The organism is Alcaligenes sp. SJTW-7 (genome assembly GCF_047716895.1).
Taxonomy (GTDB): Bacteria; Pseudomonadota; Gammaproteobacteria; order Burkholderiales; family Burkholderiaceae_B; genus Alcaligenes; species Alcaligenes ammonioxydans.
Genome location: NZ_CP136682.1, coordinates 1,799,208 through 1,817,081, shown reverse-complemented (window position 1 = coordinate 1,817,081; position 17,874 = coordinate 1,799,208). Strand labels below are relative to the sequence as shown.

General features: G+C 56.4%; 15 protein-coding genes and 1 tRNA gene. 10 read left to right on the top strand and 6 right to left on the bottom strand.

Annotated elements, in window-relative coordinates; genetic code table 11:
• Position 1 precedes the first annotated feature (1 nt).
• From RSQ48_RS08220 to RSQ48_RS08205, 4 genes are all read left to right on the top strand, one after another.
• The gene (locus tag RSQ48_RS08220; RefSeq protein ID WP_003800147.1) at positions 2 to 1,369 is read left to right on the top strand and encodes a TrkH family potassium uptake protein; all 1,368 of its coding nucleotides are present in this window, start codon (positions 2 to 4) and stop codon (positions 1,367 to 1,369) included.
• Between the two features lie 132 nt (positions 1,370 to 1,501).
• On the top strand, positions 1,502 to 1,702 hold the full coding sequence (locus RSQ48_RS08215; protein WP_230406303.1) for a hypothetical protein: 201 nt from the start codon (positions 1,502 to 1,504) through the stop codon (positions 1,700 to 1,702).
• A 37-nt stretch (positions 1,703 to 1,739) separates the two neighbouring features.
• Positions 1,740 to 2,396 carry a hypothetical protein gene (locus RSQ48_RS08210; RefSeq protein WP_193353482.1) on the top strand — a complete coding sequence of 219 codons (657 nt, stop codon included), beginning with the start codon at positions 1,740 to 1,742 and terminating at the stop codon, positions 2,394 to 2,396.
• A gap of 159 nt (positions 2,397 to 2,555) precedes the next feature.
• Positions 2,556 to 3,479 (top strand): formylglycine-generating enzyme family protein, encoded by a 924-nt coding sequence (locus tag RSQ48_RS08205; protein ID WP_219236073.1) that lies wholly within the window; start codon positions 2,556 to 2,558, stop codon positions 3,477 to 3,479.
• Between the two features lie 139 nt (positions 3,480 to 3,618).
• Here the strand turns inward: RSQ48_RS08205 and RSQ48_RS08200 are convergent, their stop codons facing one another.
• The 4 genes from RSQ48_RS08200 to RSQ48_RS08185 all read right to left on the bottom strand — a co-directional run bounded on the left by RSQ48_RS08200 (position 3,619) and on the right by RSQ48_RS08185 (position 7,149).
• The gene (locus tag RSQ48_RS08200) at positions 3,619 to 4,113 is read right to left on the bottom strand and encodes a hypothetical protein (RefSeq protein ID WP_230406302.1); all 495 of its coding nucleotides are present in this window, start codon (positions 4,111 to 4,113) and stop codon (positions 3,619 to 3,621) included.
• 189 nt (positions 4,114 to 4,302) lie between these two features.
• Complete coding sequence (locus RSQ48_RS08195; RefSeq protein WP_415302328.1) at positions 4,303 to 4,917, bottom strand: helix-turn-helix domain-containing protein; 615 nt, start codon at positions 4,915 to 4,917, stop codon at positions 4,303 to 4,305.
• Entirely contained in the window at positions 4,907 to 5,980 is a 1,074-nt protein-coding gene (locus tag RSQ48_RS08190; RefSeq protein WP_415302327.1) for a hypothetical protein, read from the bottom strand. Before RSQ48_RS08190 ends, RSQ48_RS08195 begins: the two co-directional genes overlap by 11 nt.
• A 38-nt stretch (positions 5,981 to 6,018) precedes the next feature.
• The gene (locus tag RSQ48_RS08185) at positions 6,019 to 7,149 is read right to left on the bottom strand and encodes an NAD(P)/FAD-dependent oxidoreductase (protein ID WP_059317662.1); all 1,131 of its coding nucleotides are present in this window, start codon (positions 7,147 to 7,149) and stop codon (positions 6,019 to 6,021) included.
• A gap of 428 nt (positions 7,150 to 7,577) precedes the next feature.
• Between RSQ48_RS08185 and RSQ48_RS08180 the strand changes: the two genes are divergently transcribed.
• Positions 7,578 to 8,891, top strand: a complete 1,314-nt coding sequence (locus RSQ48_RS08180) for a ParB/Srx family N-terminal domain-containing protein (RefSeq protein ID WP_415302326.1) — start codon at positions 7,578 to 7,580, stop codon at positions 8,889 to 8,891.
• 365 nt (positions 8,892 to 9,256) lie between these two features.
• Complete coding sequence (locus RSQ48_RS08175) at positions 9,257 to 9,631, top strand: hypothetical protein (protein WP_003800164.1); 375 nt, start codon at positions 9,257 to 9,259, stop codon at positions 9,629 to 9,631.
• Between the two features lie 114 nt (positions 9,632 to 9,745).
• On the opposite strand, the gene RSQ48_RS08170 is transcribed toward RSQ48_RS08175, so the two are convergent.
• A complete protein-coding gene (locus RSQ48_RS08170; protein ID WP_336579549.1) occupies positions 9,746 to 10,018 on the bottom strand; it encodes a hypothetical protein in 273 nt (90 codons plus the stop codon).
• Positions 10,019 to 11,105: 1,087 nt separating this feature from the next.
• Positions 11,106 to 11,182: transfer RNA gene (locus RSQ48_RS08165), tRNA-Pro, on the bottom strand.
• A gap of 288 nt (positions 11,183 to 11,470) precedes the next feature.
• Here RSQ48_RS08165 and pgaA point away from each other — a divergent pair.
• The 4 genes from pgaA to pgaD are packed head-to-tail and all read left to right on the top strand — an operon-like array spanning position 11,471 to position 17,770.
• Complete coding sequence (gene pgaA, locus RSQ48_RS08160; RefSeq protein ID WP_415302325.1) at positions 11,471 to 13,885, top strand: poly-beta-1,6 N-acetyl-D-glucosamine export porin PgaA; 2,415 nt, start codon at positions 11,471 to 11,473, stop codon at positions 13,883 to 13,885.
• Positions 13,886 to 13,897: 12 nt separating this feature from the next.
• Positions 13,898 to 15,919 (top strand): poly-beta-1,6-N-acetyl-D-glucosamine N-deacetylase PgaB, encoded by a 2,022-nt coding sequence (gene pgaB / locus RSQ48_RS08155; RefSeq protein ID WP_336579551.1) that lies wholly within the window; start codon positions 13,898 to 13,900, stop codon positions 15,917 to 15,919.
• Complete coding sequence (gene pgaC, locus RSQ48_RS08150) at positions 15,912 to 17,240, top strand: poly-beta-1,6-N-acetyl-D-glucosamine synthase (RefSeq protein ID WP_003800319.1); 1,329 nt, start codon at positions 15,912 to 15,914, stop codon at positions 17,238 to 17,240. Before pgaB ends, pgaC begins: the two co-directional genes overlap by 8 nt.
• Positions 17,237 to 17,770: a poly-beta-1,6-N-acetyl-D-glucosamine biosynthesis protein PgaD gene (pgaD, locus tag RSQ48_RS08145; RefSeq protein ID WP_131071690.1), complete on the top strand. Its 534-nt coding sequence runs from the start codon at positions 17,237 to 17,239 to the stop codon at positions 17,768 to 17,770. Before pgaC ends, pgaD begins: the two co-directional genes overlap by 4 nt.
• Positions 17,771 to 17,874 lie beyond the last annotated feature (104 nt).

Genomic DNA, 17,874 nt, shown 5'->3' with positions numbered 1-17,874 from the left:
TATGCGCAACTGGCTGCCCAATAGCTTTACCCGCCGTCTTGAGGTCCATCCTCATGCTCGCACCTTGAGCGCCAGCCCGCCGCTGGTGCTGGCCTTGGGCTTTATGGCCTTGATTATCCTGGGCACCCTTTTGCTCAGCCTGCCACAAGCCGCTGAACACCGTCTGGGGGTTTTCCAGGCCCTGTTCATGGCCACCTCGGCGGTCACCGTCACCGGGCTGGCGGTCATTGACCCGGCCACGGACCTGACCCACTTCGGACAAATTGTCCTGGCGCTGCTGGTGCAGATTGGTGGCATGGGATTTGTGACCTTCGCCGTGATTGCGGCGATCACCATGCACAAGCGCATCAGTGTCAGCCAACAAGCGCTGGCTTTGGAAGCCTTTAATCAGACCAGCGTGTCCCGTATCCGCAGCACGGCCTTCCAGGTTTTCAAGATTGCTGCCCTGATTGAACTGATCGCAGCCGCTATCCTGTTCTTGCGCTGGTCCATCGATTTTCCCTGGACAACGGCCCTGTATCGCGCCCTGTTCCACTCGGTGACGGCTTTTAACAACGCCGGCTTCTCTCTGTTTCATGACTCGCTGATCCCCATCTCCGGCGATATTATTTCAGTCATGACGCTGTCCGGTCTGATTATTCTGGGCGGAATCGGTTTTACAGTCCTTGCCGATGTCGGCCAGAAAAAACGCTGGCAAACCCTCCTGCCCTACACCAAGCTCATCCTGATCGGAACGCTGGTACTGAATCTGATCGGTTTTTTCAGCCTGTGGGCACTGGAATTCAACAACCCGCACACCCTGGGCATGTTGGGCACCGGCGACCAGGCACTGGCCGCCTGGATGCAGAACGCCGCGACCCGCACTGCCGGCTTCACCACCATGGATATTGCCAATCTGCGCGACAGCACCCAGTTAACCTTGATTGTGCTAATGCTGATTGGTGGCGGCTCACTCAGTACGGCCAGTGGCATCAAGATCGGCACCTTGATTGTGCTGCTGGCAGCCGTGCGCTCCTATATCCGTCAACGCGAAGAAGTCGTTCTGATGGAACGCAGCGTACCGCCTGAGACCGTCCAGAAAGCCCTGGCCCTGTTCCTGATCACCGGCGCCCTGTATTTCATCAGTGTTTTGCTGCTGACGCTGTTTGAAGACATGCCCATTACCAGCCTGCTCTTTGAAGCGGCCTCCGCGCTCAGCACCACCGGCATGAGCCACGGCATCACCCACAAACTATCCCTGCCCAGCCAGATCCTGATCATGATCCTGATGTTTGCGGGTCGACTCGGGCCTCTGACCCTGGTGTACACGCTGGCCACCCGCAAACGCAGCCGGGTTCGTTATCCGGAGGGAAACTTTCAGGTGGGCTAAGCCAATTGCCAAGCCACCGATATACAAGAAGTTTTAAGAAAAATGACTATTGTCATCGAATTTTGGTATGGTTAACGGATGTAAACATCGAACAACTACGGATCAGGACGCAGGCTTATGGATCACAGGAAGATGGCAACCTTAACCAAGCGCGCTGGAACCGGTCTTAGCGCGCTTTGTCGGGAACTGACCAGTCGTGGTATCAGTTACCACCCCTTGGTAGAAATGTACCAAAGTCAAATGGCCGTCATTGGTTTACTCAGTGACGAAGTCGTCGCTCTGCGCAAAGAGCTGGATGATCTGAAAAAAGTAGTGAAGAAAAACGGCCCATGAGCCGTTTATTTTTTTCCGGCCTGCCATATGGGTCGCCGTGACCGGCCCTGTAACCGATGAAGCCTCTTGTTCGCCTCGCCCCATGATTGCTCCCCGTTCCCGTTTTTGGCTGTGTGTCACTTTGGCCCTGTGGTCTGCCGTCGCTTACAGTCAAAACGACCGGATTCTATCCACCCGTACGCAGCCTGCTGCGCCCCCTCCCATCGCGCCCATCCCACCTGCGGCTTCCGTGCTGAACTACGGAGCCACCCTGCTCTCCCCTCAGTATCAGGGAGTGCGCCTGCATATCGAGCTGATCGGGTGGAACACCCAAAATGAGCCGAATGAAGGCGAGATGGGCACACCCGCCCGCCAGAATAATCTATTTATCATTTTGCATTACCGCTACACCAACACCTCAGGCCGTCCTCTGAACCCGCAGGTACACCGGCCACGCCTCTTCCTGGCGGATGCCGCCGGTCAGAAGTTCGCCCCGAACCGACGGGCAAGCCAGGACTACCGTTACGCGCATGATCTGGACACCGTGGGGCCCGACAAGATCAATCCTGGCGTCAGCGTTTCCGATGTGGCGGTATTTGAAGTCAGCCCTGCGCTGTTTCAAGCTGATCGCTGGAGCATTGTGGTTCAAGAAGGGCAGGTGATTCGTATTCCTCTGAGCGTCATCCCCAAAAAAACCGCGGCTCCTGCCGAATAAGTGCCTGGTCGACCCCGTCGTCTGACTTAAATGAGTAAACTCTGCGCACAGGCAAACCCATCACGGAAGCAAGCGTGAAATAATACGGGGCCTGAAAAGCACAACCCACAAATCGATGAAACGCTGACTTATACCAAAGCCAGCGACAAGGAACCCAGATTGCGTCATACCCCCGTCCGGATCAGTGCAACTCTCATCGTTGCCAGCGTATTGCTCTTACTGGTGTTGAGATCACTGCCCTCCAGCCCCGAACCCGGTCCCGAACTGATACAAGTAGAAGGCGGCTCCTTCATGGCCGGCAATTTTCAGGTCCCCATGCGAACCCCTGACGGCGCACAAAGCGTGCAATGGGTAGCCCAGCCTGACCAAGGCGCCCTGGAGCCCTACCCCGTCGAAGTCAATGCATTTTCCATCATGAAGAAAGAGGCCAGCAACGCTCTGTATGACCGCTTTTTAAAACAGACCCAGCGCCCTGCCCGCTGGCAAGCGGTCAAAGGCGACGAACAACAAGCCGCCAATATGCCTTATGACGAAGCGGAGGCATTTTGTGCCTGGTTAGGTCAAAACAGTGGTCTGGATATGCGCCTGCCTACCGAGGCTGAATGGGAGTATGCTGCCCGCAGCCGCGGTCAGGCTTTTCCCTGGGCCACCGACAATGGCCAATGGCAAGAAGGGCGCAACCTGCCCGATCAGGAGCAACGAACACAGCACTACGATATAGGCTCTTTCCCGGCTAACCCACTCGGTATCCAGGATATGGCGAACGGTCTGCATGAATGGGTCATCTCAGACCCCACGCGCGACCCGCCTCATGTCAGGGTCGTCAAGGGCGGCGGCGACGATGCCAGCACCTCACGCAATACCATCCCCACACGCGGCATCGTCTTTCCCCTATCCGAAAGCAGCATCCAAGCCAAGCCGGAACTGGCCCGTTTACGCCATTACCCGGCCGGCACCGCCTACTTCCAACACGCTACGGCTCGCTGTGTGGCCCCCTTGAAAAGCAACGGAGCTCCTGCTCCCACCCGCGTTCCCAGCAGCGATGCCCCCGCTGTGTTTGATGAGGCAACTGACAAGCCCTAGCCCTGTCTGACAGCCCTTGGCAAGCAGACCGGCCAGCAGGGGCTTACGCTCATGCGCACACATCCCGCTGACATGTACCTGCCCCCCAAGCTTGTGAAACCAAGCCCATCTTGGGGGCTACTTAGCCCGTAGGGGCTGATCAAGGATTGGCGGCGACCACCGCCTCAGCAGGCTGAGTCGGATCAACCAGCAGGTCGGCTTCCTTCATGGGCCGACCTTCCTTGTTGTTTGTGCGATCAAATGTCAGCACTTTGCCAAACACCAACTCCACCCAATCGGGGTAGTTATAGGCGGTGCCGCGATTATGGTCGATGATGGCGCCAATCCCGCCACCAAAAATAATATTGCCAAACATGCCCGCGCCTGCTCGTGAGATCAAGGTGCCCGTGGCTTCGTCTGTTCTGTCAGCAGCCGTACAGCTCACACTCAGGTTCTTGCTGGATTTGCTCACTCTCGCATGCTTGCCAGCCTCTGATACAAACTCACCTTTGTCATTCGTTAAAGTGCAGCGCGCCGCTTCTACCTTCTCTCCTGACTCATCCACCGCATCCACACGCACCAACTGATTGGACTCGGAGGTAATGGACGCGCAACCCGTCAACATGAACGCAGCCAGAAAGACAGTCTTCCTCATTCTTAACCCTTTACTTTTTTTACTATAAGAAACGGCATTGTAACTAACAATTATTAAATAAGCAGAATAATCATATTCAGGTACGTATGCGCGAAATCTTAATAGCAGCCAAAAGCAAACGAGAAAAGAAAATCGGCGGTAAAAAAAGGGCCGGAAAAACTTTAATCCCTTATCCCTCGGCCAGAAACCTCAAGCCATCCCTGGCGGCAAACCGCTGGTACAGACCGCCACCACCTTGGCATCTTCCTGACTGGTCGATAAATAAATATGCCCAATACCGCTGTCGAAATACGCAGATTCGTGTTTGTCCAGAAACAAGGTCTCACCGGTTTCAAATTGAATGGCAATAGAGCCAGACAACACGATCACAAACTCCTGCCCGGCATGACGAATATAATCGTCAAACTCACTGGCATCGCGTGAATCGATCACGGCCAAAATGGGGTTCATGTGCTTGCCGCTTAGTTCCCCAAACAACAAACCGTATTCGTAATTACGGGTCGCATAACCGGGGGTCGCAGTGGATTTGTGGCTGGAAATACCCACTGCGCTCACCGGCAAAGCCTTTGCGCTTTCCTGATCGGGCACGGCAAACAAAGAGCCGACTTCGATATTCAGGGCACGGGCCAACACCACGAATTTTTCATAACTTAAGGTGACTTGCCCCAATTCCGCTTTGGAAATGGTGGAAAGCGCCAAGCCGGTTTTTTCAGCCAACTGCTTGAGTGTCTGTTTTTGATTATGTCGGGCCTGGCGCAGGCGAGCTCCTACCTGTTCCTTGCTGAGCAGTTCATTACGTAGCATTCCTGGATTGTAAGCGGCGCAAACGGAACCAGGCAATCAGAATCCAGGCCATCAAAACAAAGCCCAGATAGCCGAAAAATGGATAAACCGTGCCCACCAGATTAATAAAACCAACCTTGGCGCCCACCAATCCCAGCACGCCGGCAATCGCGGTGCCTATATTGAATCTACGCGTATTGGGAGGCAGAATGCGAGCCGAAAAAGCGTAGAGCACTCCCACGGAGGTTGTCAGAATCATGGCGAAAATCACCACAGACATAACCGTCCCCAAGAACTTGGACTGCTCGGTCGCCAGCATCAGCATCGGTAAGGCAGCCGAGCCAATCGAGTCGATGCGACCGAACACACCGGCACTGATCAATACAATGAGCACACCCAATAACAGCCCCCCAAGCAGCCCTCCCAGCAACGCATTGCGCCGCGACGTGGCTTGCGAGCCTGCAATCATCAGAAAAGGTGCCCCCACCACCATGTTGTAGGACACGTACAGCAAGGCGGCGACCAGCCAATGCCCCGCGCCCTGGGGTTTGGTATGGGCGATGACATTGAGCTCATCCAGCAGGAGGTCACGGGTATTCCAGCTATACACCGCCAAAAAAATCACCATCAACACCAGAACGGGCGTGATGCTGCCGATAAACGCCATCACGCGGTCCACGCGCAAAAACACAATCAGCACCGTAATCAGCATGACCGCCACGCTGCCATACTCTGCCGGAACCCCCCACTGCTGCTCCATCAGCGAACCGCCACCGGCAAACATCACCACAGCGATGGCATACATAAAGAAGGTAATCATGACATCGACCACCATCCCCAGTCGTGGCCCGCAAATCAGATACAAGCCTTCCTTGAACGAATGCGAGACGGAGACCTGGCTCAGTTCCCCCACCGCCATGCCCAATATCGTGAAACACAAGCCACTGACCACCCCTCCCAACAGCCCCCAGTAGCCAAAGCTGCTGAAAAACTGCAATATTTCCTGTCCTGAAGCAAAGCCTGCGCCCACCACCACGCCGACAAAGGCCATCGCAATGCCCAGGATATTTTTTATATTTGACATGCCTTCCCCTCCGGGAGATCAAAGTGCTGCTTGTTTTTTTAGGTTCGGAAACGAGCCGGTGACACCACAGCCGGATCAATGTTCAAGGCTTTCAACGATTCAGGCAGTTCCTGCTGTTGCAACAGGCTGGCTGCCAGCAAGGACGCCCCTGCCGCCGTTTGAATTCCATAGCCACCTTGCCCCGCCAGCCAGAAAAAACCAGGACATTGCGCATCCTGACCAATCACCAACTCTCCATCTGGGGCGAAACTGCGCAGCCCAGCCCAGGTATGGCTAGGGCGACGGATACGCAATCGGGTGCGCTCTTCAATGCGATAAATTCCGGTGGCCACATCCAGTTCTTCAGCCACCACATCATGCGCCTGCACATCATCCGCATTGGCGGGCGACCCGAGCAACATGCCTGCGTCCGGTTTAAAATAGAACTCTTCGCCGATATCAATCACGGCTGGCCATTGGCGATGATCGACCCCCTCTGGCGGGGAGAACAAAAAAGCCGAGCGACGCTTGGGCTGAATGCCCAATGCCTGCACGCCACAGCGTTGGGCCAGCGTATCCGCCCAGGCACCTGCCGCGTTAACCAGCACACGGGTGCGCAGGCGGGTCGCTTCACCCTCGAGCTGGACGTCCCAGCATTCGCCATCCCACTGCGCCGATACCACCTCGGCATCCAGACGCAAGCTCACTCCTTTCGCCTGTGCGCCCTTCAAAAAACCTTGATGCAAGGCATGGACGTCCATGTCCTGGCCCTGTCCGTCATACAAGGCGCCGGCCAGCGTTTCCGGGTCCAGACAGGGCACCAAGGCCAAAGCCTGCTCAGCACTCAGGCGGCTGACATCCAGGCCCTGCTCCAGCCAGTCCTGATATTGGCTGTCCAGCAAATCCTGCTGCTCGGCCGTTCCCACGTACAGCACGCCTCGAGGCAACAGGATGGGCTGATCCGTAAAACCCTCAGGGGGATGACTGAAAAAGTCATTGCCAGCCACTGTCAAGGCACGAATCGTCTCGGTGCCGTAGGTTTCCACAAACATGGCAGCCGAACGCCCGGTGGAGTGATAGGCGGCATGAGACTCTCTTTCCAGAATCAGGACTTGGGCATCACGGGGCAAACGGTAAGCCAAAGACACGCCAGCCATGCCGGCGCCCACGATCAGGTAGTCGTACACCATAAAATTCTCATATCCGATAATCGAGGACTAATAGTAGGCCTTTCCTGGGAAAACGGCCAAGAGGGTTTTTACTAGGCGGACACTTTAAGGGCTGACCTTACGCTGACAACCCCGCCAGAGAGCTAAAGACAACACTACCTACGTCCCAAAAATACGGGCCACCCAGAAGGCCAGATCATGAGTTAGTCTGCGTATGGTCATGCCACACTCGATAAAGCCCAGGCCAGGCTATATACAGGCCCATTTAGGCGATCCGCATTCCTCCTGCAGGCAGGAAATAAGTGGGCTCAAACTCAACAGCACGCCCCACCCTATAGCCATGAGTCCAACAACCGGAAAGACAGCTCATTAATGTTTCTGAATGCAATCTTCCGGCAATACCCAGCCCTCATGATGAAAGGTCCTCCAACAACATTTCTTAATGGACTATGAATCCTGCCTTCCTGCCCCCTCTCGAACTCGTGCGGCGCCCCTTATGGCGCACTCTGGGTATTGCCCTGTTGCCTCTGGCTCTGGCAGCCTGCGACAGTGGATCGAGCACCGGCGGCAACGCCCTCGTCGATCCTCCCGTCGTCACTCCCCCTGCCAGCGAAGAGCCAGCGCCGCCACCACGTAATACTGCCTATCTAGACCGCAAAGCAGGTGATGTGATCAAAGTTCGTATCGAAGAACTGCATCCCACTCAGGCCGCCATTGGCTACGATCAGGTTTATTACAAGCTGGGACGCTGGCAGGGCGACCTGGATCGCCCCACGTGGGCACACGATCCCCAACAACAGCTGGACTATCTGAATCGCACCATCGGCAAGAAATTTGATGACTACTGCGAGGACATGGGCGGCACGGAACGTGCCCAGAAATTCCTGTCCCTGGCCGAAGTACAAGCGGCGCGTCTGGATCAACCAACGACATATCTCTGTAAAGACCCGTTGGGCTCGCAGACCGAAAATCTTAAAACTGTGGTGGTCGGCTGGGACGGCAATCTCTACCTGACCGATGGTCACCACACATTTTCCTCTCTACGTGAGATTCCTGATGGCGGTCCGAAATTGCCCGTCTGGGTCAAAGTCAGCGCCAACTACAGCGATTTGCATGATGCACCTGCTTTCTGGGATCGCATGAGCGAGGAGAAACAAGTTTGGCTGCGAGATGGCCAGAATCAGCCCATCACCGTGGAACAACTGCCTACGCGTCTTGGTTTGGCCAACGACCAAGAGGCAGGAGGCATGCAAGAAGACCGCTATCGTTCTCTGGTGTACTTCACGCGCGATATTGCCTACAAAAACGGGAATTTGCCCGAGTACGCAGAGTTTCTGTGGGGCGACTGGCTGCGTCGTCAGGCAGCAGCAGGCCAACTCCCCGGACTGGACGCCTACCTGATGGCCACGCCCGCTACACCAGAGCAGATTCTGGCAGCCAGCACCCTGAACAAGGCCCTGCAAACCGGCGGCTCAGATACGAGCTATGCGGCAGCCGTGCGCGATGCCTCTCTGAAAATGTCGGCCTTGCAAGATACGGATCTGGTCTTTGAAGATCGTGACGCTGCCGCTCTGGGTCGTATCACCCTGGAAGCTGATGCGGCCAGTGGATCGGTCACCAAGACCGCTCGCGATACCTTGGAAGAGCTGCCACGCAACGACGTCAAATCCGACGGCAGCCCGCGTGGCGCCGGCAAACTCTGGTTTGCGGTGAACTACCGCCATTGCGGCAAGCCAGCATCGGGGACTTGCTGGGGTTGGTAAAGCGGGATCGTGGGAATCAAGCCAACAAAAAGCCTGCATTCGGGATTTTTTGTTGGCCCCACGCTTCTTGTCTTGAGGCATGAGCGCCCTTTACGTTAATAAGGGCGCCATCCCGCTTATGGGCCATGACGCTGCTCGCGAGAATGGGTGGCGTCGATCGATTTCGCCCCCGATAAACCCCAATTCCCGGACGAAGCCAAATAAAATGTGCTGCCCCTGGCGTAGCACTACCAGGAGTCTTGAACGCCCTAGCATGCCAAACTTAAAACATGCCGGCATCCAGACTGTCAACGCACACAAGGCAGCAGCGTGAAACCAAGACGTTCAAATTCAATACAAGTGCGCTTTGCGCGGGAGAGGACACAATGAGAAAAATAGTATGGGCTGCTTGTCTGTTAGTTGGCACGACAACCGCAAACGCCCAGGGAATCGGACACGGTTTGGGGGCCCACCACCCATGCAAGAGCATGGCCGAGGCGCTGGACATGCGGGCACACGACGCAATGTGGAAAGATCCTTCGGATGGCGAGCTTTTTGCCACGATGAGTCTGGCTTATATGTCCTGGGTGCAAGGCTTTATATCCGCAACCAATCTTCACAGACCGCAAAACGGACAAATCCGCCTGACTCCAGCGCAGATTGCACAACGGATGCGTAACTACTGCACTGAGCATCCCAACGAACCCATTTATATGGGCGCAAAGAACATTGTAGAAACGCAGCCCCCTGGCTATAACTGATTGCTGCAATAGAAAAAGAGCCCGCCATAGAGCGGGCTTTTTTGTACTCAAAAATAACAGAAGCAACGCCCCACAGACTGAAGCGACACAGCCTGAGCGGACAAATGACTATCTTCATCGCTTGAAATGCGCTTGCAACCGCTGAATGCGAGTCTTAATTTCTGCTTTATCAAATGCACTTTTGACAGCTTGGCTATTCAACAAACGCTGCTGTTCGCTGGCAGGCAAATCATCCCACAAACTCAATAGCGACGCCCCTAAAAAACCAAGTATCAACCGATCGTCTTCATCTAACTGATCAACGGCTCTTGCTATTGCCAGGGCTTTTAATTGAGATCCACCATCATCATCCCATTGCCCACCTCCTGATGACACTTCTGTATGCATAACTCCCTCTCCTGCCGACAGTTAAATGAGAGGTCAGTATAGTCCCCCCCAGCCTTTCAGGCGTGCTTCCAGCAATGCGCAGAGACCCGGCTTTCCCTTAAAATACAATGATTTACAAATTATCATGGTGGGGACGTACAGGATCAGCCTAGTATGAGAGTAGACCTTCTCGACATCAACTTGAAGGCGCTACTGGCGCGGCTCCTCAGATCCTCTGAAAGGCATCCCGTCAGTCCTGGCAGGAGTGTCTATGACACACTATCTCCGCTCCGTTGGAAGACAAGCTGACTTGCTTCGCTTCCCCCTTCGCTCGGCCGCAGACCCGGACGAGCCCACTCTCCCAGATCCACGCGACAAACGTCCTGTCGAAATCGAAAGGATTCGCGAAGACGATCTAACTCCGCCTGCAACCGATGAGCCAATCGGCGACAAAAAACCTCGCCTGCCTCCTCCAGTACAAAACGATCAATCCATTTTTAACTAGCCACCCGTGCATCACAGTGCAACTTAACGCACTCAACATCCCGAGGCTTGCAACAGGGCTTGATGCTATTGCAAGGTATGTTGCACGATTTTCAACGGTGACGCGCTACGGAAAACAGCTTATGAAAAAAGGCCTGCAAGAGTGTCATTGCAGGCCTTTTCTCTAACAGGATAGATGGGTGACTCAAGCCTCAAGGGGTTTATCTACCCCGTGCCGCACCTCTTCCCATATGTCTGTGATCATGAGCAGCACTGGCGCGCTTGATCCCATCATTAGGAGCCTGAGTCGGCCATGCTGCGTGCGGCGGCGCAATCTCAGACTTGCGTGTACTGGGCTTCTTAGGCCGTTTGACTCTCTTGTCCATTGTGACCTCCGTTGGTCAATGGCAGCCCCAACAAATGTCAGGGCAGTTGTACAGGATAGGCCATAAACCAATAAATAGCTTGTTTATCTTCCGTCTATCAAACAAACGCACAAAACCAAGGCACCACCCGTATCATGCTTTAACCACTGCGTGGGCAATAGGGAAAACTGCAATCCCACGACTATTCCACCGCAATTAAAAAAGGCCTACAGCAAAAATGCTGTAGGCCTTTTCAAATTTGGTCGGAACGGAAGGATTTGAACCTTCGACCCCTTGCACCCCATGCAAGTGCGCTACCAGGCTGCGCTACGCCCCGAAAGAATTAAACTATAACCCTGTTTTTTCTGTTGTGCAAGCTTTTTTTGAAAAAGGTTTTGCTTAGGCCGAGTGGCTTACTACAAAAAACCAGATGGTTTACATCAAAAGGCCAATTACTGCCAGAGACCCAGGCTCCTAGGATACCCCTTAAGACCCTTCTGACCGCTCAATAACGAACAGTGGGCCGAAGTATATACAAATAACAAGGGGAAGAGAAGTGTCCAGGCGTTCACTAAAAAGACGTGCTCTGCAAAACGTCGGCCTCTTTCCAGCCAGAACTTCGTTTTTGCGCCGGTGTGGGCTGGATTCCTTAACCCTGCTCGTCCTGACCGCGTGTAACAATAGCCTGCATGCCGCCTCCTATGAGGACTGGATCAAACAGGCACGCCAAGGCCAATATCAATCTGCCATCGTCGGCTTGCAGCAGTACCAGCAACAACATCCGCAAGAGATGCGTGCCCAGCTTGATCTGATGCGCATTCATGCCTGGGCAGGTCAGCCGCAAGAGGTCATCCGTCTGTACGAAAACTGGCCGACCAAGCAGCTTTTGCCGGCCGATGTCCTGCTGTTGGCCGCGCGCGCCCACAAAGATACGCGCCAATGGGCTCCCGCCCAAACCCTGTATCGGGAAGGAGTGCGGCGCTTTCCACAGCAAACGGCCTTCACCATGGGCCTATGTATGAGCCTGGCCGATGCCGGCCTGACTGCCCAGGCCTTGAGCTGCACCCAGCAACTGAGGCCGGCCACACGTGAAAATACCAATTACCTGCTGACCCGCAGCTACATCTACCGCGCTGCCGGCCAGAACTACGACGCCCTGCGCGTCAGCCAGGATGCCCTGGCTGTCCAGCCCGACAAAATCGATGTCATCCGGGATTATGACCAGTCCCTGCATGCCGCCGGCCTACATCGTCAGGCGATGGAATGGCAAACACAGCATCCCGGCATCTTCTCGAACGCAGACATGGCTGACCGTCAGGCCGACTATGCTGCTGAATTGACCCGGCTATCGCCCCAGCCCACACGCACACTGACCGAACGCTTTGTGATTGCCAACCGAGCCATCGCGTTGCAAGACAGGCTGGCTGACAGCGGCAGCTTTCTGGGCAATCCCGCTTTCGCACGCCGCATTCGTGGCGACCGCCTGATTGCTGTGGACGCACGCGAAGACGCCCCCTCGACAGTGGACATTGCCCCCGAACGGGCGGCCCAATATCCGAGCTATGCTTACGCCTCGCTAGGAGCTCTGCAACTGCGCGCCCGCCACCCCGAACAAGCTGTGTCCAGCTACGAACGGGCGTTGGCCGAACCCTCGCTGGACGAAAAAACACGCACACGCTATCAAACCGGATTAGCCTTTTCCTTGCTGGAATCTGGCCGCGAAGACCAGGCACTGGCACTGGCCGAGCGCATGGAAAAAGACATGCCCGCCACTCGCTGGTTACGCGGCAATCCCATCGCCCAGCCCAATCCGGGCTATACCGACACCTTGATTTTAAAAAACTCGCTCTATACCTATACGGGTTTGCTCAAGGACGCACGCGAAAATCTGGCCCAGGCCAGTGCGAAGGCACCGAGTAACGTCAACCTGCGCGTGCCGCTAGCCGACGTTCAGCGCATATCGAGCATGCCAAGGGCGGCGGAACGCAATCTGAAGATCGCCGAAACCTACGCTCCGCGTCAAGAAGACGTCATCATCAGCCAGGCCCAGACCGCCATGGACCTGCACGAATACCGCCAGGCCGAAGAACTATTAGCGTATGCAAAAGCGCACTACCCCACCAATATGCGGGTCACCGAACTGGACAAAGACTGGCAAACCTACCGCAAGAACGAACTGATTTTGCGCAGCGGTTTTGAAAAGAGCAACGGGGGCGATGTCTCGGGCAATGACGGCATACGCACTGAGGCGCAATGGTACAGCGCCCCCATCGACTACAACTGGCGCGTCACCGCCCTGGCCGGGCATCTGGATACCAACGACGAGCTTGGCCACAACGTGTTCTGGCAGGGAGCCGGTCTGGAGTACCGCGGCCGCGACTGGCAGTCGCAATTAATGATCAACAACCAGAACGCGGGCCAGGGCAACAAAATGGGGGCCAGCCTGCAGGTCGATCACGAGCTGAATGATCACTGGAGCATCGGCGGCACCCTGGATTACCGTACCCTGGATATTCCGAATCGCGCTCTGGACGCAGGCATCACGGCCAACCAGGGACAAGTACGGCTGCGCTGGCAAAACGGCCCCGAACAGTGGGTGCAAGCCGCCTACACCGGGACTAAATTCTCTGACGACAACGTACGTCAGAGCCTGCAGATCACCGGTAACCAACGCATCTACACCCGCCCGCGCCTCAAGGCCGACGCCCAGCTGGAACTATGGGCTTCCGCCAACAAAGACGAAGACAGACCCTACTACAGCCCACGGCGCGAATATATGGCTGTGCCTGCCCTACGTCTGGAGCACCTGATTTACCAACACTACGACGAGCGCCTGACCCAGGCCCTGACACTGGGTGTGGGCCTACATCACCAAAGCGGCTATGGCAGTGGCGCCGTAGGTTCCGTCGCCTACGAACTGAACTACCAGCACGACCGCGATCTGGAAGTCGGCCTGCGCCTGCAGGCCCTGTCCCGCCCCTATGACGGCCAGCGGGAACAGCAGTACAGCGGCATGGTTGAACTCAAGATCAAATTCTAAGCGGCCACGACAATGAGCACACGAATCCTGCCCCTTCTGATAGTAGCCTTCAGCGCCCTTTTATCCGCCTGCAGCACTAGCCCGCCTGCCCTGTATGTGCCGCCCGAGCAGCGTCGCCTTGAACAACAGGAACAGCCCTGGCGCAACGATGAACTGCTCATCATCGCTTATCACGATGTCGAAGACCGCGACCCCAATCAGGCTTATCTAAGCGTGAGCACCGAGCACCTTCGACAGCAGTTTTCCTGGTTACAGGAGAACGACTATGTGCCGGTCAGCGTGGAGCAAATTATGCGCGCTCGCCTCGGTGTGGAGCCTCTTCCTGAAAAGGCGGTGCTGCTGTCGTTTGACGACGGTTACCAAAGCTTCTATACCCGCGTGTTCCCGCTGCTCAAAGCCTATCACTGGCCTGCGCTGCTGGCCCCGGTCGGCAAATGGTTGGACACCCCCGACAACGAAAAAGTGGACTTCGGCGGACTTTCCACCGAACGCTCGCGCTTTTTGCACTGGGCGCAGGTCAACGAAATGGCCAACTCCGGTTTAGTGGAAATCGGCGCGCACACCCAAAACATGCATTACGGTGCCATCGCCAACCCACAAGGCAATGTTCAGCCGGTGGCTGCCGCGCATCGCTATCTGACCGATCAGAAACGCTACGAGACCGATGCCGAGTACACCGCCCGCTTTCGCGAGGACGTGCGGGCTATCAGCGCCCGGGTCAAACAGCACGCTGGCAAGACGCCGCGCGTCTGGGTCTGGCCCTACGGCCGGATCAGTGGTCTGGGCCTGCAAATTCTGGAGCAAGAAGGCTATCAGATGGCCCTGACGCTGACCGACGGCGTGGCCAACGTCCACGACCTGATGAATATGCCGCGCTATCTAGTGGATAACGACCCGGACATCAGCACCTTTGCAGGCTTTATCACTGCCCGTGAAGACCGTCAGGCCGAACGCGTCGTCCATGTGGATCTGGATTATGTGTATGACCCCGATCCGGCGCAGATGGAACGCAACTTGAGCGCCCTGGTGCAACGTATAGCAGACCTGAAACCACGCAGTGTCTATCTGCAAGCCTTCGCCGACCCCACAGGCGATGGCCTGGTGCGCGCGGTTTACTTCCCCAACCGCCACCTGCCCATGCGCGCCGACCTGTTCAACCGTGCGGCCTGGCAATTAAGTTCGCGCGCCCATGTCAATGTCTTTGCATGGATGCCCGTGCTGGCCATCGAGACGGTCGAGCCGGCGCAACACGTACTGCAATGGCGTGCCGACGGCAGCCCGCCTTCCCTGCCCGCACAAGGCTACCGCCGCCTGTCCCCCTTTGACCCGCGCACTCACCAGATCATGGGCGATCTGTATGAAGACCTGGGACGCAGCGCTATCTTCTTTGGCGTCGTATTCCATGACGATGCCACACTGACCGACTTTGAAGATGCATCACCCGTCGCCCTGGACGCCTACGAAAAAGCTGGTTTTGGCAGGGACATAGGAGTGATACGCGCCAATCCCGAGCAGTTTGAGCGCTGGACGCGCTTTAAATCCCAAACCCTGATCGACCTGACCCAGGAACTGGCTGATCGGGTGCGCAAACAGCGCGGCCCACAGATCAGTACGGCCCGCAATATGTACGCCCTGCCGGTTCTGCAACCTCACAGCGAACAGTGGTTCGCACAGAACCTGAACGATTTTCTGCAAGCCTACGACTGGACTGCCGTGATGGCCATGCCCCGCATGGAAGGCATCCACGATCAGCATGCCGTGTCCTGGCTAAACGAGCTGGTCGATCAGGTAGCCAGCCACCCAGAGGGCTTGCGCCGCACCGTGTTTGAAGTGCAATCCGTAGATTGGCCCGGCCAAGATCAGCCACCCCGTCCTCTGGACTCCCGCCTGGTGGCCGGCTGGCTCAATGCACTGACAGCAAGAGGGGCGCGACATGTCGGCTATTACCCAGACGACTTTGTCAACAATCAGCCCAAGATGAACGTGATTCGTCCGGAAATCACGATTGACTGGTATCCAACAAAAAATGATTGAACGACTGATCGCCCTATTGGCCCTGTGCCTGATCGTCGGTATCCCTCTGGGAATCACCGTCGCCCTGACGAGCCACCTGCTGCTCTACTTCATCTTCATGTACCCGCTGTTCATGTCGGGCATATGGATAGGCGGTGGCTTGATCTTCTGGTTCCAGCACGAACGCCGCTGGACCTATAAACCACACGCCCCACCCGCACTGGAAGGTATGCCGCTGGTTAGCATCCTGATCCCCTGCTTTAACGAACAGGCCAACGCCCGCCATACCATTCTGTCCGCGCTGAACCAGGTCTATCCCAACATCGAAGTCATCGCCATCAACGACGGCTCTAGCGACCAGACCGCCCAAGTGCTCAACGCACTGAGCGAGGAGCACGACAAGCTACGCGTTGTTCACCTGGCCCAGAACCAAGGCAAGGCCCTGGCCCTGCGCATGGGCGCCATGAGCGCCAGCGGCGATTACTTCGTATGTATAGATGGGGATGCTTACCTGGACCCGGAAGGCGTCAATTACCTGGTCGCCCCCATGTTGCGCCACCCGCAGGTCGGTGCCACTACCGGCAATCCGCGCATCCGCACGCGCTCTACCCTGATTGGCCGCATCCAGGTAGGCGAATTCTCCTCGATCATCGGGCTGATCAAACGCACGCAGCGCGTTTACGGAAAGATCTTCACGATTTCTGGGGTGATCGCAGGCTTTCGTCGCCAGGCCCTGGAGGAAGTGGACTACTGGAGTCTGGACATGATCACCGAAGACATCGATGTGACCTGGAAGTTGCAGTTGGCCGGCTGGCAGGTGTTCTATGAGCCACGCGCACTGTGCTGGGTACTGATGCCCGAAACACTGAAGGGCCTGTTCAAGCAACGTTTGCGCTGGGCTCAGGGCGGTGCGGAAACTTTCCTGAAATACACCCCGCAGGTGCTGCGCTGGGAAAATCGCGGCATGTGGCCGCTCAGTCTGGAATACCTGTGCTCGACTTTATGGAGTTTCGCCCTGGGCGTGGCGATGCTGGTCTGGTTGCTTGGACTCATGCTCCCCTTGCCCGCTGCAACCCAGATCGACGGTCTGTTCCCGCCCTCGTTCACCGGTATGGTACTGGCCGGCATGTGCCTGCTGCAATTTGCCATCAGCATCTGGATCGACCGCCGTTACGAGCCCGATCTGCCCCTGACCATGTTCTGGATCATCTGGTACCCATTTGTGTACTGGCTGATCAATTTCTTAACCACACTGTGGAGTTTTCCCATGGTCATGCTACGCCTGCGTCGCAAACGCGCCCGCTGGAGCAGTCCTGACCGGGGCATCAAGGAGCTGTCATGATCATTACGACCCAACGCCATCCCATCACTCGCTGGATAGACCGCCTGCTGACCATCGCCGGCTGGTTCGCCTTCAGTTACCTGATCGCCAAAGGCTTGCTCCTATTGATCAATCACTCCATGGACAAAACCGGCTACAAACAGCTCGACCCGATCTTCCCGACCCTGGCCACCTTTCTATTCTACGGGGCGGTTTTACTGACCAACGGTTTGCTGCTGCTGGCCTGGTCACGCTGGCGGCGGCATCAGCGCCAGCAGCGCCGCCTTCGTCAGGCCCTGTACCGTCACCGCAGCCGCTCGCATCGCGCCAAGCAGCCTCCCTTGCCGCACTTTGACCCCGAGCAGATCGATACCGTGCGCCACAGCCGCATCGTCGTCCTCTACAACGCCCAGGACGGCGCGGTACAGCATGTGGAGGCAGCCCATCCGCTGCCCCTGCAGCAGGCCACCGGCACCCGCGACGAAAAACCGCTGGCACCGCTGATCTTTCATCCTCGCGCTTACTCCAAACAGCCTACGCCGAATCAGTAGTACCGATGCCAGACAACCCTGCGCAAGGGTAAACAGCCTAGGGAATGCGGCTCATGTAAATGCAGGTGACCATCTCTACCATAGTCAGTAACGCCGATGTATCA